This is a genomic window from Mesorhizobium sp. M0058, assembly GCF_040323095.1.
Lineage (GTDB): Bacteria > Pseudomonadota > Alphaproteobacteria > Rhizobiales > Rhizobiaceae > Mesorhizobium.
Genome location: NZ_JAMYUQ010000004.1, coordinates 48,296 through 61,593, shown reverse-complemented (window position 1 = coordinate 61,593; position 13,298 = coordinate 48,296). Strand labels below are relative to the sequence as shown.

Annotated in this window: 13 protein-coding genes; 4 read left to right on the top strand and 9 right to left on the bottom strand. The window is 63.6% G+C overall.

The features are described from left to right. Nucleotides 1-28 precede the first annotated feature (28 nt). The 6 genes from NKJ75_RS07710 to NKJ75_RS07685 form a co-directional block, all read right to left on the bottom strand. A complete protein-coding gene (locus NKJ75_RS07710) occupies nt 29-643 on the bottom strand; it encodes a LysE family translocator (RefSeq protein WP_352499531.1) in 615 nt (204 codons plus the stop codon). Nucleotides 644-750: 107 nt separating this feature from the next. Continuing rightward, nucleotides 751-1,557 (bottom strand): ABC transporter permease, encoded by an 807-nt coding sequence (locus NKJ75_RS07705; RefSeq protein ID WP_352499530.1) that lies wholly within the window; start codon nt 1,555-1,557, stop codon nt 751-753. Beyond that, nucleotides 1,557-2,390, bottom strand: coding sequence for an ABC transporter permease (locus tag NKJ75_RS07700; protein ID WP_023670301.1), 834 nt, complete (start codon nt 2,388-2,390; stop codon nt 1,557-1,559). The genes NKJ75_RS07705 and NKJ75_RS07700 overlap by 1 nt, the downstream gene beginning before the upstream one ends. Nucleotides 2,391-2,411: 21 nt before the next feature. Further along, a complete protein-coding gene (locus NKJ75_RS07695; protein WP_352499529.1) occupies nt 2,412-3,527 on the bottom strand; it encodes an ABC transporter substrate-binding protein in 1,116 nt (371 codons plus the stop codon). 80 nt (nt 3,528-3,607) lie between these two features. Continuing rightward, a complete protein-coding gene (locus NKJ75_RS07690; RefSeq protein ID WP_352499528.1) occupies nt 3,608-4,699 on the bottom strand; it encodes an ABC transporter ATP-binding protein in 1,092 nt (363 codons plus the stop codon). Nucleotides 4,700-4,802: 103 nt separating this feature from the next. Then, the gene (locus NKJ75_RS07685; RefSeq protein WP_352499527.1) at nt 4,803-5,699 is read right to left on the bottom strand and encodes a LysR substrate-binding domain-containing protein; all 897 of its coding nucleotides are present in this window, start codon (nt 5,697-5,699) and stop codon (nt 4,803-4,805) included. A gap of 83 nt (nt 5,700-5,782) precedes the next feature. On the opposite strand from NKJ75_RS07685, the gene NKJ75_RS07680 reads away from it, so the two are divergent. Next, a complete protein-coding gene (locus NKJ75_RS07680; protein ID WP_031246879.1) occupies nt 5,783-7,384 on the top strand; it encodes a zinc-binding metallopeptidase family protein in 1,602 nt (533 codons plus the stop codon). A gap of 19 nt (nt 7,385-7,403) precedes the next feature. Further along, entirely contained in the window at nt 7,404-8,336 is a 933-nt protein-coding gene (locus NKJ75_RS07675) for a dimethylarginine dimethylaminohydrolase family protein (RefSeq protein WP_023711883.1), read from the top strand. Between the two features lie 323 nt (nt 8,337-8,659). Here the strand turns inward: NKJ75_RS07675 and NKJ75_RS07670 are convergent, their stop codons facing one another. From NKJ75_RS07670 to NKJ75_RS07660, 3 genes are all read right to left on the bottom strand, one after another. Then, nucleotides 8,660-8,770, bottom strand: coding sequence for an FCD domain-containing protein (locus NKJ75_RS07670; protein ID WP_348524571.1), 111 nt, complete (start codon nt 8,768-8,770; stop codon nt 8,660-8,662). Between the two features lie 288 nt (nt 8,771-9,058). Then, nucleotides 9,059-9,481: a hypothetical protein gene (locus tag NKJ75_RS07665; RefSeq protein WP_023684778.1), complete on the bottom strand. Its 423-nt coding sequence runs from the start codon at nt 9,479-9,481 to the stop codon at nt 9,059-9,061. Between the two features lie 130 nt (nt 9,482-9,611). Continuing rightward, nucleotides 9,612-10,163, bottom strand: coding sequence for a cytochrome c (locus NKJ75_RS07660; protein ID WP_352499526.1), 552 nt, complete (start codon nt 10,161-10,163; stop codon nt 9,612-9,614). 482 nt (nt 10,164-10,645) lie between these two features. On the opposite strand from NKJ75_RS07660, the gene NKJ75_RS07655 reads away from it, so the two are divergent. Continuing rightward, nucleotides 10,646-12,208 (top strand): tlde1 domain-containing protein, encoded by a 1,563-nt coding sequence (locus NKJ75_RS07655; RefSeq protein WP_084558234.1) that lies wholly within the window; start codon nt 10,646-10,648, stop codon nt 12,206-12,208. Nucleotides 12,209-12,424: 216 nt separating this feature from the next. Continuing rightward, entirely contained in the window at nt 12,425-13,210 is a 786-nt protein-coding gene (locus tag NKJ75_RS07650) for a ThuA domain-containing protein (protein WP_023701869.1), read from the top strand. Nucleotides 13,211-13,298: the final 88 nt, after the last annotated feature.

The window sequence follows — 13,298 nt, the reverse complement described above, 5'->3', positions numbered from 1 at the left end:
AATCCGGCCCTGTGTAGTCCTGTGTCGACTATCTCAGATGCCCGAGGGACTGCAGGATCAAAGTGCTCGAAAGACCAAGCAGGGCGATACCGTAAAACCGGTCGATCCACACGGCGTTTGGCCCAGCCAGAAGCGTTGCGGCCCGCGCGCCAAGGGCTGCGTAAAACGTCAGCACAAACACATCGGCAAGCGCGGCGATAATGGCCAGGATGCCATACTGGATCGCGATCGGCTCATCCACGCGGACAAAATGCGGCAGGATCGCGGGGAAAAGCAGCCAGGCCGCCGGATTTGTGACCGCCACCAGGAAGCAGCGCCCAATGAGTGCCTTGGCTGAATGGCGTGTTTCGGGAAGGTTGGGGTTGAACGAAGGTCGGGACGCGGTGCGCAGGGTACCGATGGCGACGAAAAGCAGATAGCCGGCGCCGAACATCCTGAGAGCCGAGAGATAGAATTCCGAAGCCAGCAGAAGAGCGCCGAAGCCCAGCGCGACGATGCTGATAAGAACGAAATCAGACAGTACGACGCCGGCCATGCCGAGAAACGCGCGTCGAAAACCGTAGCGGGAGCCGTTGGTGATGGCGAGCACGACGTCCGGTCCCGGAACGGCCATTCCGAGAACCGACACAAAGGCAAATGTCACCAGCGGCAGGTTTCCCATGACGCCGCGTAATGTACCCGGCGCTCACCGTCCGTAACGCCCTTCACACAGCGGCTTGGCTATCGCCGATTGTTGTTGGCCACCTTGGCTCAGTGCCCGCCGGGCATCTTCACCACCACAGTCCGCACCGCCAGCACCAGCACGGTGATGATGATCAGGATCACCGAGAGCGCGGCGATCGCCGGGTCGATGTTGTCGCGCAGGCCCATCCACATCAGCCGTGGCAGCGTGATGGCGTTGACCGAGGTGATGAACAGGGTGACGCCGATCTCTTCCCAGGACAGCACGAAGGACAGCAGCGCGGCGGTGACGATGCCGAACCTGATGTTGGGCATGATGATGCGCGTGGCGCGTTCCCACACGCCGGCGCCAAGGCCGCGCGCGGCAAGGTCGATGCGGCGGTCGAGCTGGCTGAGCGCGACCAGGATCAGCACCGTGGCGAAAGGCACCGTCATCACCGAATGCGCCATGGCGACGCCGAGCCAGGTGTCGTAGCCGAAGAACGAGCTCATGCCCGAGATCGACGTCAGCAGGAAGTAGAGCGTGATCGCCGAGACCACCGGCGGCACCACCATCGGCAACAGCACGAAGCCGACAAGGGCGGCGGTAAATCGCGGCTGGAACATCCAGGCGCCAAGGCTGAAGCACAGCGCCAGCACGGTGGAGATGACGCTGCTGACGATGCCGATGCGGATCGACAGCAGGATGGCGTCGAACCAGCGCGGATCCTCGATCAGCGCGCGGTAGTGGCGCAGCGACAGTTCGCCCGTCGGCATAGCCAGCATGCGGCTTGGCGTCAGCGACACCGGGATGACCGCCAGCAGCGGCAGCAGCAGGAACAGTGCCACCAGCACGGCGAGGATCAGCGAGACGGGACCGGGGCGATAGGTCGGCATCAGATCAGTTGCTTCGGTCTGACATAGCGGAACAGCAGCGCCATGAGCGCGCCGACGAACAGCACCAGCACGACGCTGATCGCCGCGCCCAGTCCCCAATCGGGACTCTGGAAGATGCGCAGATAGATCAGCTCGGCGATCATCACGCTGCGGCCGCCGCCGAGGATCGCCGGCGTGACGAAGAAGCCGAGCGAGAAGACGAACACGATCATCGCCGAACCGATGATGCCGGAGCGCGTCATCGGCACGAACACGGTCCAGAAGGTGCGCATACGGCTGGAGCCGAGCCCGCGCGCCGCGAGCAGCACGCGCTCGTCGAGGCTGCGCATGGCGGAGGCCAGCGGGAACACCGCGAAGGGAATGAGGAAATGCGTCATGCCGACGATGACGCCGAACTCGTTGCGCACCAGCGCCAGCGGCTCGGAGATGAAGCCGATCGATTGCAGCCAGGTGTTGATCAGGCCGCGGTTGGATAAAAGCGCCACCCAGCCGAAGGCGCGGGTCAGCACCGAGATCCAGAAGGGGACGAGAATGCAGAATTCAGCGATTATGCGCTGTGCCGGGCTGCCGCGCACCCACACCATGGTGATGGCGTATGCCGCCGCCACGGAAACCACGGTGACGATCAGCGCGATGCGCAGCGTGCGGATGAACACAGACTGCACCAGGGCATCGGTGGCGAGCGCGCCATACTGGCCGAGCCCCGGTGTCGGCAAGGTGACGCTCCACTTGACGACGCCGAGGAACGGCCAGGCGTAGGCCAGCACAAGGAACAGGAGCAGCGGCGCCATCAGCACCGCCGCGCCCATCCTGTCGGAGAGGGTGCCTCTCATCGAAGCTCGTGCCCGGCCTGGTCAGGCCGAGATGATCTTGGTGTATTCGTCGAGTGCTGCCCCGTAATTCTTGGCGTACCAGTCCATGTCGAGCGCGATCTGCTTCTTCATGTTTTCGGGATCGACCGGGTTGATGCGCTTCTTGTCGGCGGGGATCAGCGCATCGGCGGCCGGATTGGCCGGACCCTGTCCGAGCTTGTCGAACATCACCAGCTGCTTTTGCGGATCCTGGGCGCTGGCGATGAACTTCATCGCTGCGTCCTTGCCGCCGGGGTTGCCCTTGAGCACGGCCAGCGCGCCGGGCGAAATCAGGCCCTGATCCCAGATGAACTTGATCTTGCCGCCCGAGTCCTGCTCGATCAGCGAGGCGCGGGTCGACCACACGATCGCCATCGAGGCTTCGCCGTTGAGCAGCACGCTCTGGCTCTCGGCGCCGCCGCCCCAGTAAGCCACGACGTTTTCCTTGAAAGCGGCGATCTTGTCATGCGCTCGCTTCAGGTCGAGCGGGTAGAGCGAGGCCGGCGCGATGCCGTCTGCAAGCAGCGCTGCTTCCCAACTCGACACGCCCCATTTGTAGAGCGAGCGCTTGCCCGGAAACTTCTTCACGTCGAAGAAGTCGGCCATGCCGGTCGGCGCGTCCTTGCCGTATTTCTCGGAATCATAGCCGATGACATAGGAGAAGAAATAGGTCGACGCCGCGTATTCCCAGCCGAACCCCTCGCGCATCTTCTTCTTGTCGACGATGGCGTAGTCGATCGGCTCGAGCGCACCCTGCGCGCCGAGCGTGATGGCCGAGAACGGGTCGACATCGACGAGATCCCAGGTCGGCGCGCCGCTCTTGAACTGTGCGGCAATCGCGCCTTCGGTCGGGCCCGAACCGTCCATCTTGACGGCGATGCCGGTCTCCTTGGTGAAGGCCTGGCCATAGGCGGCGTCATAAGCGGTGAGGGCATCGCCGCCCCAGTTCACCAGCACCAGCTCCTTGGCCGCGGCGAAGGCTCCGGTCGAGCGCAAGAGCATCGGCGTGCCGGCCAGCACAAGTGCGGCGAGCTGCGTGAATTGCCGGCGCGAAATCTCTCCGCGCGCTGCCCTAGCGGACAAGCCGTCCATGGCTTGTTTTTTGGTTTCGTTTGTCATGTCAGTTCCCCTTTTTGTTGTTGATAATTCCGGTAGTTGGCGCGAATCCCAGATTCATTGCTGGAAGCCCGCTTTGGTCGTCATCCTCCGTCCGGAAGGAGGAAACCTTTTTCCGCCGGCCAGGTCAGCCAGACGGAATTGCCTTTGCTCAGCGCCGCGGCCGCGACCTCGTTCGGCACCGACACCGTCACCTTGGCGCCCTGGCGCGTCGTCAGGTCGAGCTTGGTCGCCGCACCCAGATAGGTCGAGCCGATGGCGGTGGCGGCGATGCCATTCTCGCCGGTGGCGGCTTCGCGCGCGATCGACATATGTTCGGGCCGGATCGCCAATATGGCGTTGCCGTTCACCGCCTCGGCATTGCCGCGCAGCGTGATCGCGCGGTCTTCGCAGAGCGCGGTCGCGCCATTGTCGGCGCGCTTCACGCCCTTGAGCGGCAGCATGTTGATCTCGCCCAGGAACTCGGCGACGAAGCGGTTGGCCGGCCGGTCATACACCTCGTCCGGCGCTCCGACCTGCAGCAATTTGCCATGGTTGAAGATGGCGACGCGCGACGACAGCGCCAGCGCCTCGCTCTGGTCGTGGGTGACGAAGACGAAGGTGGTGCCGGTCTCCTGATGCAGCCGCTTCATCTCGGCCTGCATCTGGCCGCGCAGGCTCTTGTCGAGCGCCGAGAACGGCTCGTCGAGGAGCAGCACGCCGGGTTCGAACACCAGCGCGCGCGCCAGTGCCACGCGCTGCTGCTGGCCGCCGGAAAGCTGCGCCGGCAGTTTCGTCTCATGGCCCTTGAGGCCGACGCGCTCGATCATCTCGGCAACGCGGCGCTTGATCTCGGAAGCCGATTTCTTGCGTACCTTGAGCGGGAAGGCGATGTTGGCCTCGACCGACATGTGCGGGAACAGCGCATAGCCCTGGAAGACCATGCCGGCGGCACGCTGTTCGGCCGGCCGCTCGGTGATGTCGATGCCGTCGCTGAAAAGCTTGCCGGCGGTCGGTTGCACGAAGCCGGCGAGGATCATCAGGAATGTGGTCTTGCCCGAGCCGGAGGGACCGAGCAGCGTCAAAAACTCGCCGCGGCCGATATTGAGCGTCAGATCGTCCAGCGCCTGGAACGAGCCGAAGCTCTTGCCGATCCCGATTGCCTTGATCTCTGCGGCCCGGCCGGGTTGCTGCATCCTGCCTCTTCCTTGATCGTGGCTTGAGCGTAGGGCAGTGCGCCGGCTCACCGCAACCGAATAGTTTTCGCCAGACCGGCAAATTTGATTCACGGATGGGAGGCTAGTACGGGCTGATCCGGTTCTCCGACAGCTTCGACCTCAACCACCCATTGAATGCTTCCAGCACCGGGTGGCTGGCCTTGGCATGTTCCGACACCAGGAAATACGAGCGCGGCGAGGGGATCGCGATGTCGAAGGGGCGCACCAGACGGCCTTCGCTCAGCGCCCGGCGGCTGGTCAGCTCGTCGCCCATGGCGATGCCCTGGCCGGCGATCGCCGCGGAAAAAACGAGGTTCATGTCCGAGAAGAAGATGCCGCCGTCGGTGTCGGGGTTTTCCACCTTGGACAGCGCCAGCCAGCGCGCCCAGTCCTCGGTGTCGCCGAGATGCAGGAGATTGGCGCGCAGCACGTCGGCCGGTTTTGAAAAGCCGCCGACCTTGTTGAGCAGTGTCGGGCTGCAAAGTGGCGTGAACGAGATTTCGCACAGCAACTCCACCGAGCGGTTCGGCCAGTTGCCGACGCCAAAGGCAATGAAGGCATCGGCGTCCGGATTGCTGACATCGTCCAGCCGTCTGGGCGTCAGGATCGACAGCGCCACGTCCGGATACATCTGCCGGAACTCGCCGATGTGGGTGCATAAAAACAGAGAGGCGAAGCCCGGCGTGCAGGAAACGGCGAACGAACCGCCGACGCCGGTGCCGGCCTGGCGCGTTACCGCATCGCCAAGCACGGTCAGCGCCTTCCTCACATCGGCGGCATAGCGCTGGCCGCGCGGTGTCAGCGCCACGCCCTTGCCGATGCGCTCCAGCAGGTCGAAGCCGAGGTCGCGTTCGAGGAGCCGCAACTGATGGCTGACGGCGCTGCGGGTGAGGTGCAGTTCGTCGGCGGCGCGCCAGACGCTGCCGTGACGGGCAAAACTGTCGAGGGCGCGCAGCGCCTGTGTGGAAGGTATTCGCAAGAGGCCTCAGGTGAACCGAATTTGCATGAACCGGAAAAACATATCACTTTTTGCAATGCCGCTTCACTGCTTTCTTGGGCCGCATGGAGAAACCGGTGACGACCTCGGCGCAAGCCACCGCGCTTGCCTGTCTCGATGGCATCCAGCCCTCGCTGTCGGCGTGGACGCGCACCATTTTCGATTTCGGCGAAACAGCCTGGCGCGAATACCAGTCGGCGGCCTGGTATGTCGCGCGGCTGAAGCATGAGGGCTTTTCGGTCGAGGAAGGGTCGGCCGGCATGCCGACCGCCTTCTGTGCCCACTGGACGAATGGCCCAGGTCCGACCATCGGCATGTACAGCGAATATGACGCTGTGCCCGGTAATTGCCAGGATGCGGCAACGGTGAAGAGGCCCCGCCCGGGCCTCGGCGTCGAGGCCGGCGGCCACACCGATCCGCATTCCGGACTAGGCATTGCCAGCCTCGGCGGACTTCTGGTCACCAAGGCGGCAATGCAACGCCACGGCATCAAGGGGACGCTGCGCTTCACCGGCGAGCCGGCCGAGAAGGTCAGGGGCTCGAAGCCGATCCATGCAGCCAAAGGCTATTATGACGGCCTTGCCGGCATGATCTCGTTCCATCCCTTCTATATGCTGCCGCTCTGCAACACGGCGCGTTGGGACACGCATTGCGGCGCGGCCTACGCGATGATCTACCGATTTGTCTGCGACGAACCCGAAAACTGGGTTCGCGCAAGCGATGGCGCGCCGATCCCGCAGGCGCATTCGGCGGTGCGGGCGCCCGGCGCCAATGACGCGCTGATGACGATGTACATGACCTCCAAGGCGCTGCGCGATTCCATGCTGCCTCACCAGGGCGGCTGGTCGATCAGCGAGGCGATCCTCACCGCCGGGCAGGCGACCGCCGACAATCTGCCGGCGGGGCTGGCCGAGATCCAGTACATGATCCGCGTGCCGACCATTGCCATGGCAGAGCAGGTCACCGCGGTGCTCGACCGTAATGCGGCCGCGGCCGCGGCGGTCAGCGGTTGTCGCTATGAGCGCCATTGGGTGTCGAAGTCGAGGCCGGGCCTCGCCAATCACGCCATGGCGGGGATTGCCTATGAGGCGCTGTCCACCGTTGGCGCTCCGAGCTGGGACGAGGCGGCGAAAGCGATCGGTCGCGAGGTCCAGGTCAATGCCGGCGGCACCGCGACCGACAACCCTTTCATCGACGAGATGGAGCGGCTGGTTGCGCCGCAAGAGGCCGAGGCAATCCTGCGCCGCGATTTGCCTCCGTCGCAGATCAACTCGACCTCCGACGACTACACCGACATGTCGTGGCACACGCCGACCGCACGCTTCTATGTCGCTCGCCCGGCGCTGCGCTCGGCGAATGGCCATGCCTATCCATCCTGGGCGATGAACGCGCTGGGCGGTATCTCGGCCACCATCGACCCGATGGTCATTTGCGCCGCCAAGACGGTTGCGCTTGCAGCCCTCCGCCTGCTCGAGGACAAGGCCGCGCGCGATGCGGCCATGGACGAATTCGTCACCCGCAGCGGCGGCGGCATTGGTGGCTCCAACTGGATCGCGCCGCTTTGCGACTATGACCCGCCGATCAATTTCCGCTGGCCGGAATATGTCACCACCGCGCGGGGGCGCGATTGGTGGATTCCGAGCAGCCAATCCAATCAAGCTGCATAGTCAAATCGAGGAGAACCTTATGACCGTCCATGATCGCATCATCGCCGAACCGTTCTCGCTGCAGCGCCGCAATCCCGCCGGCGGCACCAAGCCGCTGACGTCATGGGGCTTTGCCAACGAGACCGACGTGCTGACAGACGTGTTGCTCGGCTCGCCAAACTTCCTGCGCCACCTCTCGACCAGCTCGCTGTCGCGCAAGCATTTGCGCGAAGCGCCCTGCAACGTCCAGATCGCGCAGGCGCAGCACAAGGACCTCGTCGCCGCCTACGAGCATTTCGGCGTCAACATCCACTGGCACGAGCCGACGCCGGAACTGCCGATGCAGGTCTATTCCAGAGACTCCAGCGTCATGACGCCCTACGGCGCCTTCATCACCGCCATGGCCAATTGGTGGCGGCGCGGCGAGAACTATGCCGCCATCCGCACCTATGAAAAGCTCGGCATCCCCATCTACGACATGGTCACGGCTGGCACCTTCGAAGGCGGCGACTTCAACGTCATCGAGGAGGGCGTGGTGCTGATCGGCTGCGGCGGCGCCCGCACGCAGGAAGAGGGCGCCCGCCAGGTGCAGGACTGGTTCGAAAAGGAAGGCTGGGAAACGCGCCTCGCCTTCATCGACGAATATTACGTCCATATCGACCTGATGGTGGTGCCGATCGCCGAGAAGCTCACCGCGGTGTGCCTCGCCTGCACCGAGCCCGGCATCGTCGACTGGCTGAAGGGCAAGGGCCACGAGATCATCGACGTGCCCTTCCAGGACACGATGGCGCTCGGCTGCAACTTCATGTCGCTCGGCAAGGACAGGGTGATCGCGCCGACGTCGAGCCAGTCGCTGATCGGCCAACTCAAAGCGCGCGGCTTCGAGGTTGCTGCCGTCGACATGAGCGAGATTTCCAAGACCGGCGGCGGCATTCACTGCATGGCGCAGGCGCTGAAGCGCGAGCCGGCGTAACGGCACGAATTGCCGCCGGGACCTGTGACGGACTGCTGCCAGATTTGACAAAACGGGCCCGGCAGACGAAATTGATGCTATTAAGGAGGGATTCTGTGAAAAAAACCTACGAAAGGCCGAGTCTGGCCAAAGCCGGCAAACTGGGATCGCTGGTCGCTTCGAACCCGTCGAAGCCCGCCCCCTGAGCGCAACCAGCCGCTGAAGGCCGAAATTCGGTCGTCCTGGTTATCGGCGACCGGATCGCGCTGTATGATTGAAGGGAGCCCGCCGGCTTTGAACGGCGGGCTTTTTGCTTTGCGCCAGAGCGCTGCCGCGTCTGCCGGCTAGTCCAATCTGCCCGAACCTGAATTGAACTTGCGCCGGGCGTTTTCCAGATGCGCCCGCATCGCTTGGCCGGCCGCTTCCGGGTCGCGGCGCTCGATCGCCTCGAACACCGCCTGGTGGCCGGCAAAACTCGTGCGGTTTTCGATCTCCGTATTGGCTACGTGGATGCGCTGATTGATCAGCCATTCGACCTAGCCGTTGATTTTGAAACCAAGCCAGCTTCCCCAAAAGATCATGCCCAAACAAAGCCATAGCGCGAAGACCACATGCGCGCCGTTCCCGCCCGCCCGGCGATCAGGGAGTGGCTGGCGTGAGATGGCCGCGCTGACGACGGAACGAGATCGCCTCGTCTGGCCGGCCGGACTCGCGACGGCGTGGTCCGGCCGGAATTCCATCTGCTATGCGGGTATCAATACGGCGATGCGATGCACGCCGACCTCCTTGCTTGTATTCGTCGCTTCATCGGTCTTGCCCTTGGAGCAGGTGTACATATCACCCGTCTTGAGCTTGAATTCCTTGTCCGCTTTCTTGATCGTGAATGCACCTGAGGTAATGGTGCACACCATGTCGTTGTCCATCACGGTTTGAGGAGCATGTGCTCCGGGCTGAAACACAACGTCGATAATTGCGATGCTCTTGTAGGCGGGAATGTCTGCATTGCCGGTGCCGACCTCCACCACCCTGACACCGGGCGCAATCTCCTTGCCCTCTTTCGGGCCGTATTTCTTGATTTTTGCCGATGCCGCCAAGGTGAACAAAGGCGCTACCGCGGCGGTCGTCAGACCGAGGGCAATTGCAGACCTGCGATTCATGGTTTTCATTGCATCCTCCCGATGCTCGTCATGCATGGATATGCACGACCGGCGATATATTAGCACAAACGAATTTACTTGTATGCAAAGTGACTGTGGCGCAGGCCAGCAAGAAAATGCTCCGCCGGATAATGTCGCTTCACTGTACCTTTTGCCGGAATTTCGAATGACAGGTCGAGCAATCCTGCAGGATGAGATGCAGGATATGCTCCGCCGGCAGTTTGGTCGGATCGGCTTCCTCTGGAATCGAGCGCTTGCCGAGCAGGCTGCCGCCGCCCATCGCCAGGCCGGTGCCCATGCGCATGTCATCGGTGATGACGGCCGGCGCGCTTTCGGCCTTGGCGGCCAGAGCGTCGGCCAGCGTTCCGATCTGATTTGCCAGGGCCTCGAATTCCGCCCGTGACTGATCGATCTCCAGCCTGGCCTGCGAAGGCGGTCCAAGCGAGCCGCTCGGAAATTCGGCAATCAGGGCAGGGCCGGTGCGCGCGCGCAGCGTGTCCGCTGCCGCCTTGAAGGCTGCCGCGTCATAGGCTTGCCTGCGGTCGAACATGCCGGCAATGGTTTTCGCAGCCGCCGCCATCTCCTTCATCGACGCCTGGCGGGCCGCGACGATCGGTCCGCTGCCGACGGAGGCGCCCATCGTAAGGGCACAGACCAGCCACAGCGGCGCCGCTTTCACAGTCCATCTCACGGCGCCATGTCCTTGCCCCATCCATCCGTGCTCAGCCAGCCGCAGCAGGGGTTCGACCTGCAGTCGGATTCTTCAGTCGTGATGCCGGTTCTCATCGGTAAATTTCCGTCGCCGGAGGTCTCCGTCTCTGAGCAGATAGACCTTCCAGCCACCGGAAGGTCAACTGATTGAGAAGGCCGATCAGCGGGCAATCAGCACAGGCTTGCAGCAAGCTGACGCAGCGTTTCCTTGACTTGGATCGCAAAAACGGGCAGCAAGGCGGGGGTGAGGGAGAGCATTCTACCGTGGCGCAGACCATGGAGTGCTCTTTTTTTCGTATCAGGCGCCGCATAATCGGTGGCTGATGGAGGGATTGGTTAACCAACTTTGTCCATCTTTTGATTCAATCGGCAACAGACGCGAAAGGTGCAGGGGGCACCAGCGAACTGTGGATGTCACGGATGCGAGGGTCGCAAGCCTGCATGCCGATTGAGAGTGGTTGTATGGCGTTTTTGCGTTTGAAAGACCGGGGCGATACTCCTGAACGGGGTTTGACTTCGAAGAGATCCGGCCAGCGCTGGGTGGTGGTGCCGGTTGTCGGCGCGGCCTTGGCGCTGTGGTCGGTGGCAACCATGGCCGGCCTCTATTCGCTCGGTACCTCGCTCACCGCAGCCTCCAACAGCCTTCCGCACAGTCTGCTTCTGCCGAACGCAGCACTTGCCGATTCGCGCCGCAGCCTCGCCAATTCGTGGGCGCCTCGGCTTTCGGCGCAAAAATCACAGGCCTCGCTGCTCAGCCAATGCGACGCCGGCTGCGCGCATGCCGCCGCGAACTTCGCGCATGACGGCAAGATGGCGCGGCTGAAGCCGGCCACGCACGCTGTGGCCCCGAGCAGTGTCGCCTCAAACATTGCACCAAACACCAGCGTCGCTCTCGCCACTTCGCGCGGCATGCGCTTCGACGGCGTGGTGGCCAAGGCAGAGCTGTCGCCGCAAAAGCTGGCTGCCGCCTTCGCCAAGGCCTCGAATGCGCCCTTCATGCTTGCCAGCCTTCCGGTCGCTGCCCGTTTCGCCGAAGTCCGGCTGCCCGATCAGCATGGCCCGGCCTCGGAACGCTTTGGGCCGGAAGTGGCTGAGATCGAACGCTCATCGCGCCTGGCGCTGGCGCTGGCCAACAGCTTGCCGGAAGACGCTGACATGCTGGCCCCGCCGCCGGCCGTTGAAGCAATCGCCGGAGGGCAGGATCCTGAGCAGGCCGAGGTTCAGGTCGCTTCGCTGCCGCCGCAGGACGATCTGCCCGACAACATTGCGTTGCCCGGTTGGCGTCCACGCGCCGAAACCGCTCAGCCTGCCGAGGCTCGGCAAGCCAGCAAGCCCAGGGCAGCCAAGCCACAGACCGACAGGACGCCCGAGAGCCCCGCACCCCAGTCGCCGGGCAATTCGTCGCCGCGCTCGCCACGCAGTACTTCGGAGGTCGCCGCACTGCCTGGCGTGCCAGACAGCCAGAGCATCCAATCAAGCCGGATCAAGCCTGGCAAACGGTCGAAGACACAGGCCGGCGAGATGCTGGCCTATGCCAAGCCGGACGTCCCGGCGGGCGGTGTCGGTCGCGCCTTCAAGGATCTGTTCGCCACGCCCGGAATGGGCGGCGGCGTCGCCGTGTACGATATCTCGGCCAAGACCGTCTATATGCCGGACGGCTCGCGGCTGGAGGCCCATTCGGGGCTGGGTTCGATGGTCGACCAGCCGCGCTTCGTGCACAAGAAGAATGTCGGCCCGACGCCGCCCAACACCTATGATCTGCGACTGCGCGAATCCCGCTTCCATGGCGTCGAGGCGCTCCGTCTCACTCCCGTCAGCGGCGGCAATAAATACGGCCGCGACGGCCTGCTCGCCCACACCTACATGCTGCGCGGCGGCCGTGCGGAATCCAATGGCTGCGTCGTCTTCAAGGACTACGCCCGCTTCCTTGCCGCCTACAAGAAGGGCAAGATCAAGCGCCTCGTCGTCGTGCCGCGCCTGACCAAGCCGCTGACGCGGGTCGCTCAGGAAGGCCGGGGAGCGTAAGGCAGTAGGCAGTAGGCAGTAGGCAGTAGGCAGTAGGCAGTAGGCAGTAGGCAGTAGGCAGTAGGCAGTAGGCAGTAGGCAGTAGGGCCCAGGAGCGTCCATCGTCTGTTCCTTGTTTTTCTGCCCCTATTGCCTATTTCCCACTGCCTATTCCCTTTTCACCCCCAGGCAGACTATGAGTGACCCCTGCGGGTCGGCTTCACCACGAGGACATCCATGACAATACGCGCTGTCGTTTGGGGCGAGAACATCCATGAGCGGACCAATGAGGTGGTCGCAGCCCTCTATCCCGAGGGCATGCACACGACCATCGCCAAGGCGCTGAATGCCGACAAGGCGATCTCCGCCTCGACCGCCACGCTCGAGCAGCCGGAGCACGGCCTGCCGGCCGACCGTCTGGCCGAGACCGACGTGCTGGTCTGGTGGGGCCACAAGGATCATGGCGCGGTGGCCGACGAGATCGTCGAGCGCGTCGCCCGCCGCGTTTGGGAGGGGATGGGGCTGATCGTTCTCCATTCCGGCCATTTCTCGAAAATCTTCAAGCGGCTGATGGGCACGCCCTGCACGCTGAAATGGCGCGAGGCGGGCGAGCGCGAGCGGCTTTGGGTGACCAGTCCCAGCCATCCGATCGCCGAAGGCGTCGGCGAATATTTCGAGCTCGAGAATGAAGAAATGTATGGCGAGCAGTTCGCCGTGCCCGAACCGCTGGAGACCGTCTTCATCTCCTGGTTCCAGGGCGGCGAGGTGTTCCGTTCTGGGCTGACCTATCGCCGCGGCGCCGGCAATGTCTTCTACTTCCGCCCGGGCCACGAGACCTATCCGACCTATCACGACGCCAATGTGCACAAGGTGCTGCGCAATGCGGTGAAGTGGGCGCACAATCCGCAGGGCACCAAGTCGGCGATCCTTGAGGCGCCGAACGTACCGGTCGAGAAGGCGCTGGAGCCGATCGTCGAGCGCGGCGGCAAGCTGCACGCTTCGGGCGAGGCCGGCTTCCGCTAAAGCAAAATCCAGGAAAAAAGGCGTAGCGGCTTTCCGCATGGGTTTCCTAAACCGTATCTGCGCCATATGATTGAATCGAACCAATTCG

What these genes read in the sequence shown, in the direction of transcription:
- NKJ75_RS07705 (WP_352499530.1), bottom strand. Translation starts at nt 1,557, where the DNA reads ATGCCGACCTATCGCCCCGGTCCCGTCTCGCTGATCCTCGCCGTGCTG.
- NKJ75_RS07700 (WP_023670301.1), bottom strand. Translation starts at nt 2,390, where the DNA reads ATGAGAGGCACCCTCTCCGACAGGATGGGCGCGGCGGTGCTGATGGCG.
- NKJ75_RS07695 (WP_352499529.1), bottom strand. Translation starts at nt 3,527, where the DNA reads ATGACAAACGAAACCAAAAAACAAGCCATGGACGGCTTGTCCGCTAGG.
- NKJ75_RS07690 (WP_352499528.1), bottom strand. Translation starts at nt 4,699, where the DNA reads ATGCAGCAACCCGGCCGGGCCGCAGAGATCAAGGCAATCGGGATCGGC.
- NKJ75_RS07680 (WP_031246879.1), top strand. Translation starts at nt 5,783, where the DNA reads ATGGAGAAACCGGTGACGACCTCGGCGCAAGCCACCGCGCTTGCCTGT.
- NKJ75_RS07675 (WP_023711883.1), top strand. Translation starts at nt 7,404, where the DNA reads ATGACCGTCCATGATCGCATCATCGCCGAACCGTTCTCGCTGCAGCGC.
- NKJ75_RS07665 (WP_023684778.1), bottom strand. Translation starts at nt 9,481, where the DNA reads ATGAAAACCATGAATCGCAGGTCTGCAATTGCCCTCGGTCTGACGACC.
- NKJ75_RS07655 (WP_084558234.1), top strand. Translation starts at nt 10,646, where the DNA reads ATGGCGTTTTTGCGTTTGAAAGACCGGGGCGATACTCCTGAACGGGGT.
- NKJ75_RS07650 (WP_023701869.1), top strand. Translation starts at nt 12,425, where the DNA reads ATGACAATACGCGCTGTCGTTTGGGGCGAGAACATCCATGAGCGGACC.